Here is a 19716-nt window from a genome sequence, read left to right as displayed (position 1 = left end):
TACAATCCACCCCATGAAATACGTGATCATCATCCCCGACGGCGCCGCCGATTTGCCGATTCGCGATCTTGAAAACAAGACCGCTTTCGAGTTTGCCAAGATCCCCAATATGGATGCGCTTGCCAAGGCTGGTCGTATCGGTACCGTAGCTACTACGCCCGATGCGATGCCCTGCGGGTCTGATGTCTGTTCCATGTCGTTGCTTGGTTATGATCCAGCAATTTATCACACCGGTCGCGCACCACTTGAAGCCGCTGCGCTCGGTATTCCCCTTGGCGATGATGATTGGATTTTCCGCGTTAATTTCGTCACCGTTATCGATGGTAAGATGCAAGATCATTCTGCCGGCCATATCACCGACAATGAAGCTAAAACACTTCTTGCGGACTTTGTGAAGCAGGCCGATCTTCCCGGCACTGATGTGACGCTCTATCCCGGTGTCAGCTATCGTAACATTCTCGTCGATGCCAGTGGTGCGGATTACAGCGAACTCGTCACCACTCCGCCGCATGATGTACCCGGCGAATCGATGGACAAATACCGTCCTGTTGGTGGCAACGCGGCCAAACTCATGAACGAGATTGTGATGCAATCTGAGCAAATTTTTGCAAACCATGAAATCAACGCCACGCGCCGTGAGATGGGTGAACTTCCCGCGACTCACCTTTGGCCGTGGGGGCAGGGCACCAAGCCGCAAATGCCCAATTTTAAAGAAAAATATGGTCTTTCTGGTGCTATGATTACTGCCGTAGATCTCCTTGCGGGTATCTCATCTTTCATCGGTTGGGATCGTCTCGACGTGCCCGGCCAAACCTCTTACCACGATAACGACTACACTGCCGCCGCTACGCATGCTATCGCCGCACTCGATGCTTACGACATTGTCTGTGTTCATATTGAAGCGCCTGACGAAGCATCACATGCCGCGGATCCGCAAACCAAAGTTGCCGCGATCGAAGCCATTGACGAGCATATCGTTGGCCCTATCCGTCATTCGCTCGAATCACGTGATGAGCCTTATCGCATTCTGATTCTTCCCGATCATTACACTCGTGTTGATAATCGTAAGCACGATCCTACGCCGGTTCCGTTTTTGATTGCTGGGGAGAAGATTGCTTCGATCGTCGATCATGATTTTAATGAAGCGAATGCTCAAGCTGCTGATCTTCATATTGAATTCGGCCACGAATTGATGGACTACTTTCTCAATGCCGGCCTCTAATTCACGATTAAATTCCAAAGACAAACAACAAAACCGTGGTCAATCCAGATCACGGTTTTTCATTAGATATAACTTTCAATATCCTTCCCCCCCCATACACATCACCATAATCACTCTTCATCCTTTTCATACTTCATTAGTAGAACATCATCAATCCGAATCTCATCCCCCAGAATCTTGTCCGTAAACATCTGCCGTTGTGCATACTTCACATTCGGCCGCAATATTACTGTTGCCCGCTTGCCGACCAGCTTTGCCGGCAAGTTCTTTACTGGGCTGAAATGATGATTTCCATCTCCTCCCGATTCCGAAGCGTAATCGCGATTGATGTCGTACTCTTTCTCATCCACTTCAACTAGCATCCGATACGCAAACGCATGGCCGATATGCTCTCTTCGTTCTACAGGCCGCCCCGAGTAGGATCGCAAATCCTCCGTCATCACCTCAATGACCTGCGGCAACTCTTTCTCTAGCTTCTTTCGTTCCTCCCCATGCTTATACTGCAAATCACGATGCGGGAAATACAAAGCTTTCTTCAGTCGCTCTGCAATTTCCGCATCATAAACTACCTCAATCTCTGGTAACCCTTCCGTGAAATCCACCAACATCTCCGCCGATTCCTCCTGCACATCAATCCGAAGTGATTCATCCTCCCCAAATGAATAGCTCACATCAAATACCACTCGTAGACGCTGCTTCTTACCCACCTCTAGCGGAATTCCCCGCAGTTTCGTTCGTTGGCCTGTCCAAGAAGAGCTCCCCTGAAACAGAATGCGATTGTATTCCTTTTCCTCTTCCGACCAATTCGGATTTCCATCCAGTACCGGATGATACTGATCATCGATATAGCAACCTGTAAGCTTGTACCCCAATCTTCCCACCGGCTCGAACATCTCCTTATACCGCAGCTTGTTTTCATCTTTCTCATTTGGCATCACCCACACATGGGCCGGATCTTCCATCATTCCTCGCTTACCCAGCCGGTAATACATCCACCGCTTCCCATCTTCCACATACGCCTTCACCTCAAACGTATAGTCCATCAATCCTTTTGCAAACCGTTGCTTATCTGCTTCATCCAATAGGCCCCGCTTGTGTGTAATCACAATCCCCGACACCAATGTGTCAACATCTACGACCGGAGCGATTGGATTTTCTCGTTCATCAAGCGCCCTCACCGCAAATTGCCGTAGTACGTCATGGTCCATTTCGTCGTCAATCAGGTAGAGGCAAAGCTTCTCACTTTCCTTCCACCGGCTCCAAAGCCTGCGATTGAATGATGCTTCCATCAAATAATCAAAATAGGCCGTTTCCCGTTTCATTGTTGCCGGATGACGATCGTAGATATCATAGAATGCTTCACGAAATGCCCAGTTCTTTGCCTTCGCCTCAGCTTCCATCCGCGGTAACATCGCCAATATCACCCCATCCACTGTTTCGATATCCATCTTAAAAGCAGCCGACCGCCTGCGCAATTCATTCAATGCCGCTTCCTGATCAAATGACCAGCTCGGATGCGTTACCTCAAACGTCAAATACCACACCGGCTTGTATCCATTCCAATCCGTCTCGTACACCTTGATCCCCGTCGGCCCGAACATCACTAATCCCAGCAGCCCCCACAACATCGCCCGCCCGCGCCGCCGCTGCCGGTTCCCAATCTTCCGTTCACGTTCCGATGATACATCGCTCCCGCATTCCGAACATTTCTGAAATGGCCGCTCCGCTCCCGATAAGTCATACCCACACCTTCGGCATAACTCGTGATTATCTATCCGTACTCCTCGCCATGCCCGTACTGCAAATACCCATAGCGCCAGTCCGATGATCAATGTCAAAAACGCAAACTGACTCGATGATACAAACAGTGGCAACATGCTTTCGATCCTCATTCCACCAAATTAGCTTAACCTAATACGTGTCCCATAAGTATTATCAAGAAACGTAATCTTGATCGTTGGCTACAGCTATTGCTGGCATTCTTTCTTCACATGCTTAAGACGGTGCCAATCTATCACTATTGCATCTATTTACCAAAAAACAGGAATTGATAGTATGCGAATATGAGTTTGGTTTATGGTTGTGCGATTGTCACTTTGAGTATGAATGGGCGATAAAAAAACCGACATGTAGCCGGTCGCCCATGGTAAGTAATTAGATGTAAAAGATAGATTCGGTTTACTAGCTTGAGACGAGTTAACGTTTCCGATTTCGTCGTATGCCAGCTAAACCAAGCATTGTCATCATCGCTGCGGTTGTCGGCTCAGGAATAGCTGTGCCAGTCCAAGCCAGTGCGAATGCTTCCGTAGATGCCGTGCCCGTGATATCCGCACCCAGCACACGTAATGTATAGTTTGCGGTTTCGTTGATCGTGAATCGCAGGTGTTCGACGTTGTCTTTGGTACTTGCGGATTGCGCGATCAAGTTACCATTTTTGAGGATTTGCAGGTTCAGGTCGTCGAGTGCTTCATTGGCTGTGAAAGTATCCAAGGCATCAATGATGCCATTGCCATTGTCTGTGCGTGAGACATGACGAAGCCAAGTTAGTGTTGCAACAAATTCTGTGCCTGCTTCAAGTTGCGTGCCAATGATGTAATCGATGCTACTACCTTCAGAGATACCTGTTTCATTTAAATCCCAACCAGTACTGTTAACTGTGCCTGGTCCAAATTCTCCCGCACTGTATTGGTGGAATAAGTTGACGCCATCAATCTGTCCCGCACCGGCGCTGGCGGATAGTGGTTGGGTTACGGTTAGCACGCCAGCATTAGATGCTGAACCCGCAGGCGATTGCAAGCTACCGCTCTTATCCTTTACCACTTTCGTAGCATTCATCATCGTTGCTTTTGTGACCAGTGGGTTGATCGACAAGTTATTCGTCTTGCCATAATCAAGCTGCTGTGCGAGAAGGCCTGCAACGTGAGGCGATGCAAAACTGGTTCCTGATGCCGTGTAGGTGAAATCGCCCGTAATTTCGTGATCATCATTTGCCATGGTGATCGATGTGCCCGGTGCAACAAGGTCTGGCTTTACGCGGCCATCGGTTGTAAACGCATTGGCGGAATCTGCATGAACCTGCGAGAAATGATACCCGGTTCGGCCGACGGACAGCCCATTGAACAACGAGCCCGGTCCACGTACCCGGTCATACGAACCATTAAATGAGCCGCCTATATTACCTGCGGTTACCGCGACATGGGCACCGCGATGCTCCGCCGCCCAATCGAGCATTTTGTCTAGGTTTGATTGCCCATCGTTGAAAGGCGAGCCGTAATTCAACGACACGTTCAATACTTCTGCACCGTTCTCAAGCGCAAAACCGATGCCGTTTCGGACCCAGCTGTCAGTGTTGTAATTGTTGCCGTTGTCGAGGACACGCGCGTTCACATAGCGTGCATCGGGCGCAAGCCCTTTATGTGTTGCGTTATTTGAAAGGATCACCGAGGCAACGCCGGTCCCGTGGCCGAAGACGTCATCACCGGTATTGCTGTTTTCGGTAGGTACAAAGTTACCTTCTGCGACCAGCCTTGAAAGGCCTTGTGAGTTGTTGCCGGATAGGGCAGAGTGAGTGTCATCAATACCAGAGTCGATGATACCGATGGTTACGCCAGTTCCATCGCCAAGCAACCCGCGAGATAGATCCCCGCGGATATGGTCGACTGAGCGATCAAGTGCGGTGGTTGGTGATACAAGGAGCAATAATGAAGCGCTTGCAGCAACGGCAGGCATAATGTGTTGGCGCATGATGTGAGTCCACTGGATGTTGATTGGCCGGCGGCCATGATCTTTATATCTGTGATGTACACCATGAGTTTAAGTTATAGGTAATAGTCATCAAAGACAATCTTTGTTAATTAGACATGTTAGATGAAATGGCTGTTAAAATAGGTAAACAACGGCCATATGCCAATTAATTATGGGACCTGCGGCAATCGCAAAAGAAAGTGTGTTATCGGACAATGATGATCAAAGCGATGGGGTGTGTTGGTGTTAACGTCCCCAGCCACTGCCGCCGGTCGCTAGGTCGTCAGGCAGGATGGCGGAGGTGCCGAGCGCGCGGAGTTGGTTAAGTTGGTTGCGGCCGATGCGCACCGTGAAGGTCACCGTGTCGTCTTTGTATTCACGTTCAAGCACGGTGGTACGTGTTTCAAGATATTGGATGGATTTGCCATCAGCGATGTTGAGGGTAAGGGGGATTTCGCGCATCCTGCCGTGCGATTTTTCGCGGATGAACTCCGCAACTTCAGCGAAGCCCTTGCCGGTGAGTGCGGAGATGGGTAATGCTTCGGGGAATTTTTGCGTGAAGTAAAGCAGCTCTGCGTTGTTCTGAAGTTTGTCGGTTTTGTTGAGAAGCAACGCGCGGGGTTGTTCGGTGGCGCCGATTTCATCCAGCACGTGCATGACGGTGTCGAGTTCGTGCTGAGCGCGCGGGTTGGAAACGTCGAGGACGATCAATAGTAAATCGGAGTGGATGGATTCTTCGAGGGTAGCACGGAAGGAGGCGACGAGGTGGTGGGGGAGGTTACGGACGAAGCCGACTGTGTCGGAGAGCATGACTGTGTCGCCATCGCCGAGGTTCCATTTGCGAGTTCGTGTGGAGAGTGTGGCGAAGAGTTTGTCATCCGCGTAAGCGCCGCCATCAGTGGCGGTATTGAAGAAGGTTGATTTGCCGGCATTGGTGTAGCCGACAAGGCCGACGGTGTAATGATCTTTGTTTCGTGCTGCGACTTCGCGGGTTTTGCGTGCTTGTAGTTCTGCGATTTGCCTACGAAGTTGAGTCTTTTTCCGCTGTACGATGCGGCGGTCGATTTCGAGTTGCTGCTCACCCGGGCCGCGGGTACCGATGCCTGCGGGTGCGCCGCCAGCGATACGTTCGAGGTGTGACCACATAGCACGCAGGCGGGGATAGGTGTAGATGAGTTGAGCGAGTTCGACTTGTAAGCGGGCTTCGTGGGTCTGAGCGCGTGCAGCAAAGATGTCGAGGATGAGTTCGGAACGGTCGAGGACTTTGCATTCGACAACTTTTTCGACGTTGCCGATTTGTGAGGGGGAGAGGTCGTTTTCAAAGATGACGACTTTGGCTTCGAAGGCTTTGACGAGTGCGGCGAGTTCTTCGACTTTGCCCTTGCCGATGAATGTGGCGGGGTCGGGCTTCATGCGTTTTTGGAGGAGGGTGTCTTTGACGACGGCTCCGGCAGTGGACGCAAGGGAAGCTAGCTCACCGAGTGGATTGTTAGGGTCGGAGAGGTCATTGGGGAGGATGCAGCCGACGAGGATGGCTGGTTCCTGGTCGACGTTGAGTTCTTCGCGCTGCATTTGAGTCATAGAAGGAATAGTTTAGGGAGATGTGGTGGGCGAGGCCAATATGAGGGGTTTTGGCCGGAGAAAATGCTGGTATATGTTCGCGGAAGCGGAGCGGTTTTTGTAATATTGCTTTGAAGAGTTTTTTACGCGCATTGATTGGAGTTGCTGGTCATGTCGAATTCTGGGGCATTAACGTATCGGCCATCGGATGTGATATCAAAGGTGTTTATCGCCAGTGCGGTTATCACATTTGTGCTTGGGCTTATTTTTCAAGTGGGTTTTAGTTATATGTCGTATGTCGATGCGTATGTGGATGGGGGGATGGATGCGATTGATGCGGGAGATGATGGTTTTATCACCTTGTTGGTTATGATTTTGGCGATGCTTGCTTCTGCAATTGGGATGGCTGTTGGTTTTTTGGTGAGTGTGGTGATGTTTTGTATGTGGGTGTTTAGAGCGAATAAGAATGCGCAGGCGATGAAGGTGAAGGGGATGGATTATTCTGCGGGATGGTGTGTTGGTTGGTTCTTTATCCCGATTGCGAATTTGTGGAAGCCGTATCAGGCGGTGCAGGAAATCTGGCGTGCGAGTGATCCGTTTGTGTATGTAAAAGGCGGGGAGATGGGTAAGTTTAATTCGAGTTTGGTGTCGTGGTGGTGGGCGTTTTGGATTCTGTTTGCGGTATTGGATCGGTTGGAAAATCGGATTTATATGCGGGCGGATGTTTCATTGCAGACGGAATGGTTGTTGTGTTTGGTGTCGTTGGGGATTCATCTGTTTTTATTTTTACCTGCAACTGTTCTTGTGATTAAGGTTGTTCGAGAAATTAATCAGCGGCAGGCGGAAAGGTATGCGCGGTTGAAGAAGGTTTTGCGGGAATCGGAGGCGTATGATGTGGGGAGTATGCCGAGCTATCCTCATGTGTAATTGGGTTTGATGGTTGGTAATTGTGTCGGTGGGGTGGGGATGTTGATAAAGATGGCAGCTATGATCTGGGGCGTGGTCTTGGATTTTATGCAGAAAAATGAGGTATTTGATGATGAAGTGTGTGATGCAGAAACGTCAGGGTTTGGATGCGCTTGGTTATGGGAAGATGGCAAAGCCGAGTGTTGGTGCGGGGGAAGTGTTGGTGCGTGTGGTGTGTGCGGGATTGAATCCTGTGGATTTTAAGTTGGCGAATGGCGGGATGAATGAGTGGGTGTGGCCGCATGTTCCGGGGGTTGATGTGGCGGGTGTGGTGGAAGAAGTTGGCGCGCGGGTGGACGAGGTAATAGTGGGAGATCGGGTGATGTTGCACAATGATATTCGGAAGCAGGGCGGGTTGGCTGAGTATGTTGTGGGGCAGGGTCATACAGTGAGCCGATTGCCAGAGGGCATTGGGTTTGTTGAGGCGGCGGCGCTGCCTTGTGCGGGGATGACTGCACTACTGGCGCTTGATCGGAAAGTTGGGATGGTTGAGGGACAAAGTATCTTGGTACAGGCGGGGGCGGGGGGTGTTGGTGGGTTTGCAATTCAGCTTGCGAAGCTTGGCGGGATGCATGTGCTGACGACGTGCTCGGGGCGAAATGTTGAATATGTGAAGCAACTGGGCGCGGATGTGGTGATTGATTACACGAAGGGAGATGTGCTGCAAGAAGTGAAGGCGGTAACGGGCGGGGAGGGGGTTGATGTCGTGCTTGATTTGTTAGGCGGTGATGCGGGTGCGGCGGCGATGGAGATGGTGCGTTTTGGTGGGCATGTGGCTTATGTGGTGGGCGTGCCGGACTTGAGCGGGGTGTACGGGTTTGTGAAGGGGTACTCGGCTCATGCGATCACATTGGGCGGAGCGTATCTGTCGGGGGATTGGCGGGCTCAGTGTGATTTGGCGGAGATGGGCGAGGAGTTACTGGAGATGGTGGATGAGGGCGTGATCGATCCGCTGGTGGAGGAAGTAATCGGATTTGGTGAGGCGGTGGAGGGGTTGCGGCGGCTGAGTGGCGGACATGTTCGTGGTAAGATAGTTGTACAGGTTGGTGAGGGTTGATTGGGAGACATTGGATTGGGTTTTGGGGAAAGCGGTGTGAGACTGGCTGGACTTGCCAAGGGGCGTTGAGGCGATTAAAATGCTCGACTCTGCAAATTGGAGCTATAGATATGCCACGAGTATGTGAGTTTACAGGCCGAAAGACAACAACAGGTAACACCTATACCCTGCGTGGTAAGGCGAAGTACCTCGGTGGTGTCGGTACGAAGGTGACGGGCAAAACGAAGCGTAAGTTTAAGGCGAATATTCAGACCGTAAATGCAGTGATGCCCGATGGTTCTGTTCGCAAGGTGAAAGCTTCGACCAAGGCGATCAAGAGCGGGTTGGTGGTGAAGCCACTGAAGCGTAAGTACGCCTATAAGCCTGAAGCATCAGCGGCAGAGTAAGCAAAAAGACAACCGATTGAATCAGCCCCCTCCGGAAGCATCCCTAAGAGCTTCTGGATAAGCCTTGATGAGAGGTCTTGAGCGGCTGATTTTTTCGCGTCTGGGGCGGGAAATAGGGATTGCAATTGTGGCGGGGTGGATTTAGCTTGATGTAGAGGACGATTTGGGGCTATTCACATAGGTTTGGACGACGGCTGGTGAAGTTGCGACACAACCCATCTGCAACTCAGCGCGAACAGTGATCCAGACACCAACCCAGTGCGACGAAAAAGGAACGTAGCTGATCATTTGATGATTGGCAGATGCGTCATGTCTATTCGTGAGGATCAAAAGTTAGAGATCCAGGCGTCCACGGATATTGTGCGCTTGGTGGGTGAGCAGGTTCAGCTTCGGCCGAAAGGTCGTGAGTTTGCTGGGCTGTGTCCGTTTCATGATGACAAGAGCCCATCGATGTTCGTCTCGCCGGTGAAGCAGATTTATAAGTGCTTTAGTTGTGGGGCAGGTGGTGATGTGTTCACGTTTGTGATGAACTATCACAAGATGACGTTTCCAGAGGCGCTGGAGCATTTGGCGGAGCGCGCGGGGATTGAGCTCAAGCGTGAGAAGATGACGCCGGAGCAATTGCAGGCGAAGGGCGATCGACAGCTCATTGGGGAAGCCAATGAGCGAGCAGCGAGTTATTTTCGAACGCTGCTCAATCATGAGAAGCATGGGCAGACAGCACGTGAATATGTGAAGGGTAGAGAGATTAGCGGGGAGATGATTGAGGTGTTTGGGGTTGGTGCGAGCGCAGATGCATGGGATGGGTTGGCGCAGGTGATTGCAAAAAAAGGCTGGGATTTAAGGGGTTTTGAGCTTGCAGGGCTGGTTAGTCGGCGACAAGACGGGAGCATGTATGATCGCATGCGGCATCGATTGATCTTTCCAATTTATGATGCGATTGGTCGGCCGATTGCGTTTGGGGGGCGGAAATTGCGGGAAGAGGACGAGCCAAAGTATCTCAATAGCCCAGAGACAAAATTATTTAATAAAAGTAAGACGTTGTACGGGCTTCATGCGGCGAAGAAGCCGATCATTGATTCGCGGACGGCGGTGATCGTTGAGGGGTATACGGATGTGATCGCGTGCCATCAAGCGGGTGCGAAGAATGTAGTGGCGACGTTGGGTACGTCGTTGACGCGAGAGCATGCGGCTGAACTACGAAGGTATGCGGAAAAAGTTGTTTTGATTTTTGATGCAGATGAGGCAGGGCAGAAGGCGGCGGATCGCGCGGCAGAAGTTTTTCTGACGGGTGATGTTGATGTAGTAATTGCGGTTTTGCCGGACGGCCATGATCCTGACAGCTTGATGAAATCGGAAGATGGGGCAGCGAAATGGGGCACGATTGTGAAGTCTGCGGAAGATGCGTTGAGTTTCCTGTTTGGCAGATTGCGCGAGCAGTTGGCGGCCAACGACACGGTGACGGGGCAGGAACGGATCGCGGATGGATTTATTGATCGCCTTGTGCAGATGGGATTGGGTAAGGTCGGGACGATTCGGAGGGCGTTTGTGATTCGGCAGATTGCGGGGGTTTTGCGGATGAGTGAAGAGGCTGTGGGGCAGATTGTGGCAGCGAAAAGCGCGCGGATTACCCAAAATCGCAGGGTTTCTCAGTCTGGTGAGTCGGCACAGTCAGGCTATGAGGGGGGATTTGGGGAAAACACTGAAAAAAGAGTGACAAATGAAGTTGCCCATGGGGATATGCCGCCTAGACTTAATACAGCTGTGGGGATAAGGGAAGCCGAGCGTGAGATTATCGGTTGCCTTATCCGAAATACGCGATTGTTTGGTGCGTCATTATCAGTGGGGAAAGAGGGTGCGGAGCTGGCATTTGACGAGGCGATCTTGCCTGCAGAGTTTGAGGATGTCGGTTGCCGTGGGTTGTATCAGGTCCTATACGGGCGATTGAGTGAAGGCTTGGAGATTGATCTTCGGAGCCTGATTGCTGACCTTGCATCGTCGGGTCAGTCGGCGCTTGTGGACTTGGTGACGACGATTGATTTTGAACTTGAACGAGTTTTAGATGGGCGTGGTGAAGAGGTGGTGAGCGAAATATTTGTCACAGCGGCAGAGCGGATTGTGTCGCGGCTGCGAGATCAGAAATATAAACAGCAACGAGTTAAATTTAGTCATGCTAATGAGGATGTAAATGACAAAGAGCAAGTTTCAGAAAAAGTGCGAATGGCCAATGAGCTTGTAATTAATCGAGGATCCAATCCGTCAAGTGTTCGGATTATGAAGATTTAGTATCGGATTAAATTGCTTGTGTTGGATGTCCCAGCAAAGGGAAGTTGGTAAGAGGGCAGAAAGTCCCGCAGCGCTGCGGGCACGTGTCATGGAAGACGCGTGATGGATGAACTAGCGCAGACAAGGATTTGCGTGAGGGAAGATGCAAGGCAACTGCTTTGTATCACATCATGAGAGGTGGCAACGTGATAGACGTGTTGCATCCTGCGGTCGTGGAATTAATGGATTGTGGTAAGAAGCGTGGCTTTATCACGTTCGATCAAATGAACGCGATTTTGCCTGATGAATATGTTGAGCCTGAGAAGGTTGAAGAGCTGCTATCGCTGATGGAGCGAGAGGAGATTTTGCTCTTTAACAATGGGATGGTGCCGGCGCAGTACCGTCCAAAGGTCAAGAAGGTTGTGGAGGAGTTGGAAGCCGAAACAGAAACCGCGAAATCTAAGCCAACAACGGTTGAAGTGACTGATGAAGAAGAGGCTGCGGCGGTAGGTGATGATGAGGAAGAAGAAGTCGATGGCGAAGATGAGGCAGAAGAAACGCCAACGACTTTGCTGACCCAGGAACAGATGCAGCACGAGATTGCTGTAGCGCTGAATGAATCTGGTCACCGGCGTATTGATGATCCGGTGCGTATGTATTTGACGCAGATGGGCGAGATCAGTCTGCTGACACGTGATGAAGAAATTCGCTTGGCGAAGAAGATCGAAACGACACGCATGATCTTCCGCCGCAAGGTGCTTGAGAATGATTATGGCATTAGCCAGGCGATTGAGATTCTTGAAATGGTCGATGAAGGCGAATTGCCTTTTGACCGGACCATGAAGATTTCAACGGCTGAAGAAGATGCCAAGAGTAAGATCGCGGCCCGTATCCCGGTGAACCTGAAAACGATTCGGCGATTGCTTGAGATGAACCGCACGGATTGGGATGAGATCGATGAAAACCCACGTATGGGTAAGCGTGATCTTGAGCGGATGATGAGCACTGTACGTGTGCGTCGTCGTAAGATGGCGACTTTGGTGGAAGAATTATCACTGCGAACGTCGAAGGTGCAGCCGCTGCTTAAGAAGCTGCGTTCGATTTCGAACAAGATGAAAGACCTCGGGAAGAGCCTTGAGAGTGCGGATAAATTCCCAGATCGATATGATCCGGAAGATGTGATGGTGATGCGTGAAGAGCTTTCCGGCTTGCGATCACTCGTGCTTGAAGATGCGGATGATCTTGAAAACCGTGTGGTCGAAATCACTACCGTCTTTGATGAATACGAAGCAGCCAAGCGTGATCTTTCGGGCGGTAACCTGCGTCTTGTTGTTTCCATCGCGAAGAAGTATCGCAACCGTGGCTTGTCGTTCCTTGATATTATTCAGGAAGGCAACACGGGTTTAATGCGTGCGGTTGATAAGTATGAATACAAGCGTGGCTACAAGTTCTCGACGTATGCAACGTGGTGGATTCGTCAAGCGATTACTCGTGCGATCGCAGACCATGCCCGCACGATTCGTATCCCGGTACACATGATTGAGACGATGAGTAAGCTGCGCAACATTGCGAAGAACTTGCTGCAGGATCTTGGGCGTGAGCCGACGATTGAAGAAATCGCAGAAGCAGCGAAGATGCCGGTGAGTGAAGCGCGTCGTGTGATGAAAATTTCTCGTCACCCGATTAGCTTGGATCGTCCGGTGGGTGAGAGTGAAGATTCATACTTCGGTGACTTTATCGAAGACGAGTCGGCGACCAGCCCAAGTGAGAGTGCGACGAGCGACATGCTTCGCGGTCGCATTGAGCAGGTGCTCAAGACACTGACGTATCGTGAGCGTGAGATCATTAAACTGCGTTACGGCATTGGTGACGGTTATACCTATACGCTCGAAGAAGTGGGCCGCATCTTCAAGGTGACGCGTGAACGTGTGCGTCAGGTTGAGGCGAAGGCGATCCGCAAGCTGCAGCACCCGGTACGTGCGAGAAAATTAGCCGGCTTCCTTGAGGGGACGGCTGAGGAGATCTTGCGATAGATTATATGTAGATTGTTAAATGAAAAAGCCGGCGCGTCCATGTGTCGGCTTTTTTTATGCGACCTGTTAATGTGCTTGTTTTATGCAGCTTTTCGTTCTTGTTGTTGAGCGACACCTGTAAGGAGTGAATGGCGGTAGTTGTCACTGGCGAGCCATGACGGTCGGCGGAGGAGTTGCTTCCAAAGGAAGTTGCGTGTTTGTGAAACTTGCGATTCGGCGCGGGCGAGTTTGAAGATGTCGCGGCGCTGCTGGCAGTTTTGCCAAACATTGTAGCGTTCGGTCATGGGGAGGAGATCAATATAGTCTTCGGTGACGTTAATGAATTCTTCGCCACGATCGAAGGTATAGGTGGCACTGTTTGAGAGGTTGTGTTCTCGTTTGGCGGTGAGTGTTTGCTTGATCATGGATGGGCCATGATGGCGGGTGAACAGGTCGCAGGCGAGTTCGAATTCATGTGCGTAACGCAGTTTGGGGTTGAGCAGTTCGGCGCGATCTGAGACAGCGTTACGGCGGAAGAAGGTTGCGGCGCCGGAGGTGTAGCCTGTGTCATTGATAAGGAAATTGGCGAAGGAATCAGGTTCTTGTGCGGTGAACTTGCCAAGAGAATTATCGTGGGCGTCGATGCGTTGGATGTTTCCGATGAGCCAGTTTGAATCTTGGTTTTTGCGGAAATGCTCAGCGACATTGTGCAGTGTGCCGGGGAGATAGATATCGTCAGAGGAGAGGATCGCGACGATGTCGCCGGTGGATTTTTTGAATGCCTTGTTGATGGCGTGTGCAGCGTTGAGATCGGATGAGGAGTCGATCGAGGTCAACTCATCTCTATAGATGTCAATGATGGACATAGTGCCATCGGTGGAGCCACCGTCAACGATGAAGTATTCGAGGTTTTCGTAACCTTGATCGAGGATAGAACAGATGGTGCGCTCGATGTAGTTGGCTTGGTTGAAAGTGGGGGTAATGATCGTGATGCGTGGAAGCTGATGCTGATTCGAAAAGGTCATGTGATTTCCCTCTGATGCTAGGGTGAAAGGACCGTGCGTTCTCAAAGAGAATATCGGCGTACATCATGGGGAAATTAACGTTGTAATCGAAATAATCGTTACAAACGGTAAGATTCATCAGCGTCCGATAGGACGTGTGGGCGCAGTAGTGGTGCGAAAGAGTGCGACTTAATTATATGGACGTGGGTTGGGGGTTACCGGTCAATAATGTTTTCAGGATTTGTTGTGAGGCGAGCCACCAAGGTTTGGTGAATAGATATTTCCATGGCCGGCCGGTGGTAGTGAGCAGTGCGTATTGGCGTTTGCGATAGCCAAGGTATTTGGCAAGTCGCAGGCGGTTGATGAAAGATAAGTGCTTGGCGTGCGCAGATTCGATGCGGATGTGGTTTTCGATAAAGCCGGAAGTAAGCGAGCAGGTTTTGGATTGATCATGCAAGCGGTAGGTGGCAAGATCGAGATGAATTTTATCGAGTGTGTGTCCCGCAGCGAGGAAGCGGCACCAGAGATCGTAATCGAAGGCGAAGTTGTAAGTAGGATTAAAGAGGCCGAGTTGATCGGTGAGTGCTTTACGCCAGAAGATGGCAGGTTGCGGGATTTCGAGTCGCTTGTTTCGAATGAGCGCGTGAGCGAGTGAATTGACGGGTGTTGATTCGAGTGTACGGAGTGGGTTGCCGGCAGCGTCGGTTTCAACGCAGTTGCCGATGACCCAGTTGGAGGATGGATTTTCTATGAAGTGGTTGGCGATGGTGTGGAGTGAGCCGGGGAGTAGTGTGTCGTCTGAGTTGAGGTAGCAGAGGATGTCGCCGGTGGCGCGGCAGAGCCCTTTATTGATTGCGTCAACTTGCCCATCATCAGGTTCGATGACGTGGAAATCAAGCTTGTGCGCGTAGCGTTTAATGATGTCAGCAGAACCGTCGGTGGAGTTGCCATCAATGATGGCGAACTGGAGATTGGGGTAACGCTGATCCAGCACGGAGCGGATAGTGGCTTCGAGGAAATCGGCCTGGTTATAGCTCGGCGTGATGACGGTGATGCGGGGGAGGGTGGTGAGATTCATGCGGCGGCTCCTTCGGTGAGTTTGAGCTCGTGAGCGAAGGGTTGTTGTGGGAATGCTTCGCGGAGTTCGGGGAGTTCAGCATGCGTGGTGGTATCGTCCTGTTTCACTTTGAGTTTGTAGTATGGCATGAACCAGACGCTAAGCGCTGAATAGATGAAGTAGATGAAGGAGAGGGCGAAGCCGGTGGTTCCCATACGCCAGCCATCAAAATCCTTAAGGCAGACTTTGAGTTCTTTGAATGGCGAGATCAGCAGGCGACTCAGTGAGATCGATTCACCACGTGCGACGCGGGCTTTCGCTTCGAGGTGCGGGTAACGCAGGAAGTGCTTTCGCATGAGGTCCCGATACGAGAAGGACCAGAGGTGAATGAGGTGGTTGCCAATACGGTGCGGGATGTCGATCTTGCGGTACCCTTCATTGGGTTCCATGAGGCGGTTGCAGAGCGGGAGGATGGTAGCGCGTTTGCGGTGAGCGATTTTTTGTACGTGTGTGGCAGTGCCCCAGACGGTGCCGGTGAGAAGACGGCGACGGAAGTAAAAGCGGATGGGAAGATTGATGGTGGCGGCGTCGGAGTTGTTAGTGATCGCATCCTGAATGTCGGTGGCGAGCTTCGGCGGGATCACCTCATCGGGATCGACAAAAAAAACCCAGTCATGCTTGGCAAGTTTGGCGGCGGCCACGCGCGTCGGTTCGGCGATGGGATAAGGATCGACCTCGAGCATGCGATCAGAATAATCGGCGGCAATGTTGGCAGAATCATCTTCGGATTGCATGTCGATGGTGATGATCTCGTCACACCAACTGAGCGCGGAAAGGCTTTCCTCAAGAAGCTGGGCTTCGTTGCGGTAGATGATGATGGCGGTGATGGGGAAGCGTTGGTCGTTCATCGTTTGGCCTTGAAAATCGTGGGGGATTGTGATTGAGATCAGGCGGCGTTAAAGAAAGAGCGGATGATCCGGGACGCGAATTGTGATCGTGTTTCGTAGGCTGAGGGGATGTAGGTTTGTTCGGTGACGGTGTTGTCGATGGGGTGCGCGGTGTGTGTGACGTTGTCGTGGATGCGGGTGGTGTGGACACGGAGCAGGTCGCGGACGGTGCGAGTATAGATGGCGTTCACGCCGACTGTACGCGCGTGACGGTAACCGAAATCAATCAGGTAGTTGTTGAAGCTGTGGAGTGTGGTGATATCGTCAGCTTCGAGGATCATCATGCGTGGGCGATAAACATTGAGATCAAGTCCTTTGAGTGCGTCGAGTTCGCCGCCTTCGATGTCAATGGAGAGCAGATCAAAATTTTGTGGGACGCCAGCTTCGTAGAACATGTCATTAAGTGTACGGACGGGGACATTAACAACGTCGTAGCCTTGGAACCAATGACCGAAGCGTTCTTTGAGTTCGGATTCATCGCGGGGTTGGAGCGAAGAGAGATCGCCGCGTGGATCGGCGTAGAAGGGGAGATTGTCGCCGGCTTTGTCTGAGGCGGCGGCGTGGATGACGGCGCTGCCGGGACGGTTTTGGCGAACCATGTCGACGTACTGCGGGTGTGCTTCGATGCACAGGCCGGACCATCCGCGTTCTTCGAGGGCGAGTGTGTTGGAAAAACGCTTGCCGTCGATCATGCCGACTTCGACGAAGTAGTTCGGTTCACTGGCGCTAGTAAGTACGTTGTGTGCGAGGATGTCTTCGCCGTGCTGTGAGTAGAAGTTGTTGTTGCTATTATTCATGGTTTTGATCTTTATTTCAGGCTGCACGTTTGATGATGCGTGTGTTTGATTGATCCAGGATGTAAAGCGCGTCGCCGCCGGTGAGTTGGTGGTCGTTGTTGCGGGTGGCGAGGTTGTAGAGGTTGAGTAGACGGTAGCCGTGAGCTCGCATGAGTGTGTCAACATCGGAGAAGAGGGCTGACCCTTCATAGAAGGGGATGAATGAAACTTCAGTGAAGACGCATGGAATGCCTTGTTTTAAGAGGTTTTTGGCGCCATTGAGTGCAGGGATTTCATAGCCTTGTAGGTCGAGCTTGAGGATATCGATGCGATTGATGTTGTTTTGCGCGGCCCAGTCGTCGAGCGAGGTGGTATGGATGGTGCGCTGCTCTTCAGTTTGGATGACATCGTTGAAGTAGGTTTTGCCGATATCGCTGGGTGGGAGCATGGAGGAGGTCATGGGCGAAGCGCCGATGTTGAAGGATTGCGAGCCGGTGGTTTCTGCGAGGCCAAGCGTGTTGATGGAGCCGGGGATGTTCTTGAGATTTGTTTGAAGCTCAGGAAGCAAGTCGGTGTTAGGCTCGAAGGCGTGGATCTTGATGTTGCTGAATTGCGAGGCGAATTTTTTTGCGAAAACACCATCATGTGCGCCGCCATCGACCATGATGATAGGCTTGTCGTGGTTCGTGAATTGTGCTTGGACCGCAGTGATCCAATCATGCGGCGAGAGTACCACGTCACTTGGTGACTGCCAACGACGTAGGGCATTCAGACATGACCAGTAAGCTTGTTTTATATACTGACTCGGCATCAATGGTTCCTTACGCACTCAGTGCCCAATAGGCAACTTGCCATGATTTGAGGTTGAATGGTTCGTGACAGAGCGCGGTGAGTGCGTGACGGTAGGCAAATTTTTTGTTGTGATGATTGATGGCATGGCAGGCCCACGAGCGGTAGTGTTCTGCGGCAGATTGTTTTTTGGGAAGCTCCGGGCGGATGCTTTGCATGTCTGAGAGTAGGGGGAGGTTGCGACGTTTGTGTGCTTCGGTGAGGACATCTCGCAGACGGTCGCACATCTGAGCATACTTTGTGAAGCAGATAGATTCGGTGTGACGGCGGTAGGCGTAGAGTGGCTCGGGGATGTTGGCAAGTGCGCCTTGTTCAGCGAGACGGAGCAGGAGATCGAAATCTTCGACCCAGTCGTATTGTGGGTTCCAGCCACCGATTTGCTGCAGGGGTTCGCGGCGGATGATCATGGTGGCGTGGATGACCGATGACCCGTCGGCTTGCATGAGTGCGGTGTCGATTTCGTCATGAGTGAGCGGTGGATGTTGTTCGCCTGCAGGGTTGCCGAAAGGATCGGTACGCGTACACCAAGTGCCGACAGCGATGCAGTTGAGGTTTTGATTCATGTAGTCGATTTGTTTTTCAAAACGTGTGGGCGAGCTGGTATCGTCGCCGTCCATGCGCGCAATTAGCGGTGCGGTTGCAGCGGCAAGTGCATCGTTAAGTGCGCCAACAATGCCGGTGTTGGGTCGAGAGATGATGCGGATGCGCGGATCGCAAGCGGCGTAGCCCTGCAGGATTTCAAGTGAATCATCGGTGGAGCCGTCATCGACGCAGATCAATTCAAAGTCGGTGAAGGTTTGATTGAGGATGCTCTCGACGGCTTCGGCGAGATAACGTTGCACGTTGTAAACGGGCATCAGCACCGAGAGGCTTGGTGTGGTGTGTGATTCGGATTGACTGCGTTGCATGTGCATGGTTTGGTTTTGTTATCCGGTTAAGGCCCACTTCATGATGCGCCAGTTTTCAAGGTTGAACGGGTCGTGTTTGATCGCAGTGGCGGCATGACGGCGTGCGATGTTCAGACGCTTGGCATGAACGGCATAACGCGCCCATGAAGCGGCCTGATCGGCGGGGGTGATGGCGTTGGTTTGGGCGTCTCTGTTTATTGTTTTGGAGAGTTGGCAATCAAGGCCGCGGCGGATGTGGGCTTGTTTGCAGAATGCGCGGGCGCGATTGATTTGATCGGCGCGTGAGGTAGAAGAGATGGAGGCGAAATGTGTGCGAACATACTGAAGAGGTTCGGTAAGGTTGGCGAGCTTGCCGATTTCTGCAAGGCGGAGCGCAAGATCATAGTCGGCGCTGTTGGGCGCGAGGGTGTAGCCACCGAGTTGACGGAGTGCGTTGGTGCGAAGGGTGACGGTGCCATGGATCAGGGCACCGGGGTTGCCTTGCATGTGATGATTGTCGATGGCATCGTGGTGCTCGGGGGCATTGATGAGCTGGTTGGGCACACCGAAGGGATCGGTGAGCCGCATCAGCGAGCCGACGGCGACGTGATCGGGATTGGCGATGAGGAAATCGTATTGTTTTTGCAGGCGATCGGGGTGAGCCATGTCATCCGAATCAGTGATGGCGGTGAACGGTGCGGTAGTGATTTCAAGAGCAGCGTTGCGGGCGGCATAGCAGCCGGCGTTGGTTTGGTTGATAAGTGTGATGCGCGGATCATGATCAATATAGGATTCAATGATGGCGCGTGAATCGTCGGTGGACCCGTCGTTGACGATGATGAATTGAAAGTCGGTGAATGTTTGATTGAGGATGGAGCGGATGGCAGCATGCAGATACTTGGCGCGGTTATAGACCGGCATCACGACCGCGATGGCGGGTGATGAGGTGGCGTTGCGGGATGTGTCTGCGTACTGGTTCATGGA

16 protein-coding genes are annotated in these 19716 nt (G+C 51.8%); 6 read left to right on the top strand and 10 right to left on the bottom strand.

All coding sequences use genetic code 11. From position 1 onward, the window contains the following. Positions 1–13 precede the first annotated feature (13 nt). Positions 14–1222: a cofactor-independent phosphoglycerate mutase gene (locus ACQ6WK_RS10655; protein ID WP_432797367.1), complete on the top strand. Its 1209-nt coding sequence runs from the start codon at positions 14–16 to the stop codon at positions 1220–1222. Between the two features lie 110 nt (positions 1223–1332). On the opposite strand, the gene ACQ6WK_RS10650 is transcribed toward ACQ6WK_RS10655, so the two are convergent. The 3 genes from ACQ6WK_RS10650 to hflX all read right to left on the bottom strand — a co-directional run bounded on the left by ACQ6WK_RS10650 (position 1333) and on the right by hflX (position 6547). Beyond that, complete coding sequence (locus ACQ6WK_RS10650) at positions 1333–3099, bottom strand: hypothetical protein (protein ID WP_432797366.1); 1767 nt, start codon at positions 3097–3099, stop codon at positions 1333–1335. 319 nt (positions 3100–3418) lie between these two features. After that, positions 3419–4966: a S8 family serine peptidase gene (locus ACQ6WK_RS10645; RefSeq protein ID WP_432797365.1), complete on the bottom strand. Its 1548-nt coding sequence runs from the start codon at positions 4964–4966 to the stop codon at positions 3419–3421. Positions 4967–5212: 246 nt separating this feature from the next. Further along, positions 5213–6547, bottom strand: a complete 1335-nt coding sequence (gene hflX, locus ACQ6WK_RS10640; protein WP_432797364.1) for a GTPase HflX — start codon at positions 6545–6547, stop codon at positions 5213–5215. Positions 6548–6697: 150 nt separating this feature from the next. Between hflX and ACQ6WK_RS10635 the strand changes: the two genes are divergently transcribed. From ACQ6WK_RS10635 to rpoD, 5 genes are all read left to right on the top strand, one after another. Further along, a complete protein-coding gene (locus ACQ6WK_RS10635) occupies positions 6698–7453 on the top strand; it encodes a DUF4328 domain-containing protein (RefSeq protein ID WP_432797363.1) in 756 nt (251 codons plus the stop codon). 124 nt (positions 7454–7577) lie between these two features. Further along, positions 7578–8549: a zinc-binding dehydrogenase gene (locus ACQ6WK_RS10630; RefSeq protein ID WP_432797362.1), complete on the top strand. Its 972-nt coding sequence runs from the start codon at positions 7578–7580 to the stop codon at positions 8547–8549. 110 nt (positions 8550–8659) lie between these two features. Then, complete coding sequence (rpmB, locus tag ACQ6WK_RS10625; protein ID WP_432797361.1) at positions 8660–8935, top strand: 50S ribosomal protein L28; 276 nt, start codon at positions 8660–8662, stop codon at positions 8933–8935. 309 nt (positions 8936–9244) lie between these two features. Then, positions 9245–11221, top strand: coding sequence for a DNA primase (gene dnaG / locus ACQ6WK_RS10620; protein ID WP_432797360.1), 1977 nt, complete (start codon positions 9245–9247; stop codon positions 11219–11221). Positions 11222–11409: 188 nt separating this feature from the next. Next, positions 11410–13233 carry an RNA polymerase sigma factor RpoD gene (gene rpoD / locus ACQ6WK_RS10615; RefSeq protein WP_432800391.1) on the top strand — a complete coding sequence of 608 codons (1824 nt, stop codon included), beginning with the start codon at positions 11410–11412 and terminating at the stop codon, positions 13231–13233. 80 nt (positions 13234–13313) lie between these two features. On the opposite strand, the gene ACQ6WK_RS10610 is transcribed toward rpoD, so the two are convergent. From ACQ6WK_RS10610 to ACQ6WK_RS10580, 7 genes are all read right to left on the bottom strand, one after another. Next, positions 13314–14237, bottom strand: a complete 924-nt coding sequence (locus ACQ6WK_RS10610) for a glycosyltransferase (protein ID WP_432797359.1) — start codon at positions 14235–14237, stop codon at positions 13314–13316. 172 nt (positions 14238–14409) lie between these two features. Then, a complete protein-coding gene (locus ACQ6WK_RS10605; RefSeq protein WP_432797358.1) occupies positions 14410–15294 on the bottom strand; it encodes a glycosyltransferase family 2 protein in 885 nt (294 codons plus the stop codon). Beyond that, entirely contained in the window at positions 15291–16181 is an 891-nt protein-coding gene (locus ACQ6WK_RS10600; RefSeq protein WP_432797357.1) for a glycosyltransferase, read from the bottom strand. The genes ACQ6WK_RS10605 and ACQ6WK_RS10600 overlap by 4 nt, the downstream gene beginning before the upstream one ends. Before the next feature lie 38 nt (positions 16182–16219). Then, positions 16220–17017 (bottom strand): FkbM family methyltransferase, encoded by a 798-nt coding sequence (locus ACQ6WK_RS10595; protein ID WP_432797356.1) that lies wholly within the window; start codon positions 17015–17017, stop codon positions 16220–16222. 16 nt (positions 17018–17033) lie between these two features. Next, positions 17034–17807, bottom strand: coding sequence for an FkbM family methyltransferase (locus ACQ6WK_RS10590; RefSeq protein ID WP_432797355.1), 774 nt, complete (start codon positions 17805–17807; stop codon positions 17034–17036). A gap of 10 nt (positions 17808–17817) precedes the next feature. Then, on the bottom strand, positions 17818–18759 hold the full coding sequence (locus ACQ6WK_RS10585) for a glycosyltransferase family 2 protein (RefSeq protein WP_432797354.1): 942 nt from the start codon (positions 18757–18759) through the stop codon (positions 17818–17820). Positions 18760–18771: 12 nt separating this feature from the next. Next, positions 18772–19713, bottom strand: coding sequence for a glycosyltransferase family 2 protein (locus tag ACQ6WK_RS10580; RefSeq protein ID WP_432797353.1), 942 nt, complete (start codon positions 19711–19713; stop codon positions 18772–18774). Positions 19714–19716 lie beyond the last annotated feature (3 nt).

This window comes from Poriferisphaera sp. WC338 (genome assembly GCF_050931845.1).
Classification (GTDB): domain Bacteria; phylum Planctomycetota; class Phycisphaerae; order Phycisphaerales; family Phycisphaeraceae; genus Poriferisphaera.
This window is presented reverse-complemented; position numbering and strand designations above follow the sequence as displayed.

What these genes read in the sequence shown, in the direction of transcription:
- ACQ6WK_RS10645 (WP_432797365.1), bottom strand. Translation starts at nt 4,966, where the DNA reads ATGCGCCAACACATTATGCCTGCCGTTGCTGCAAGCGCTTCATTATTG.
- ACQ6WK_RS10635 (WP_432797363.1), top strand. Translation starts at nt 6,698, where the DNA reads ATGTCGAATTCTGGGGCATTAACGTATCGGCCATCGGATGTGATATCA.
- ACQ6WK_RS10580 (WP_432797353.1), bottom strand. Translation starts at nt 19,713, where the DNA reads ATGAACCAGTACGCAGACACATCCCGCAACGCCACCTCATCACCCGCC.
- rpmB (WP_432797361.1), top strand. Translation starts at nt 8,660, where the DNA reads ATGCCACGAGTATGTGAGTTTACAGGCCGAAAGACAACAACAGGTAAC.
- hflX (WP_432797364.1), bottom strand. Translation starts at nt 6,547, where the DNA reads ATGACTCAAATGCAGCGCGAAGAACTCAACGTCGACCAGGAACCAGCC.
- ACQ6WK_RS10650 (WP_432797366.1), bottom strand. Translation starts at nt 3,099, where the DNA reads ATGTTGCCACTGTTTGTATCATCGAGTCAGTTTGCGTTTTTGACATTG.
- ACQ6WK_RS10655 (WP_432797367.1), top strand. Translation starts at nt 14, where the DNA reads ATGAAATACGTGATCATCATCCCCGACGGCGCCGCCGATTTGCCGATT.
- ACQ6WK_RS10595 (WP_432797356.1), bottom strand. Translation starts at nt 17,017, where the DNA reads ATGAATAATAGCAACAACAACTTCTACTCACAGCACGGCGAAGACATC.
- ACQ6WK_RS10630 (WP_432797362.1), top strand. Translation starts at nt 7,578, where the DNA reads ATGCAGAAACGTCAGGGTTTGGATGCGCTTGGTTATGGGAAGATGGCA.
- dnaG (WP_432797360.1), top strand. Translation starts at nt 9,245, where the DNA reads ATGTCTATTCGTGAGGATCAAAAGTTAGAGATCCAGGCGTCCACGGAT.
- ACQ6WK_RS10590 (WP_432797355.1), bottom strand. Translation starts at nt 17,807, where the DNA reads ATGCCGAGTCAGTATATAAAACAAGCTTACTGGTCATGTCTGAATGCC.
- ACQ6WK_RS10600 (WP_432797357.1), bottom strand. Translation starts at nt 16,181, where the DNA reads ATGAACGACCAACGCTTCCCCATCACCGCCATCATCATCTACCGCAAC.
- ACQ6WK_RS10585 (WP_432797354.1), bottom strand. Translation starts at nt 18,759, where the DNA reads ATGCACATGCAACGCAGTCAATCCGAATCACACACCACACCAAGCCTC.
- ACQ6WK_RS10610 (WP_432797359.1), bottom strand. Translation starts at nt 14,237, where the DNA reads ATGACCTTTTCGAATCAGCATCAGCTTCCACGCATCACGATCATTACC.
- ACQ6WK_RS10605 (WP_432797358.1), bottom strand. Translation starts at nt 15,294, where the DNA reads ATGAATCTCACCACCCTCCCCCGCATCACCGTCATCACGCCGAGCTAT.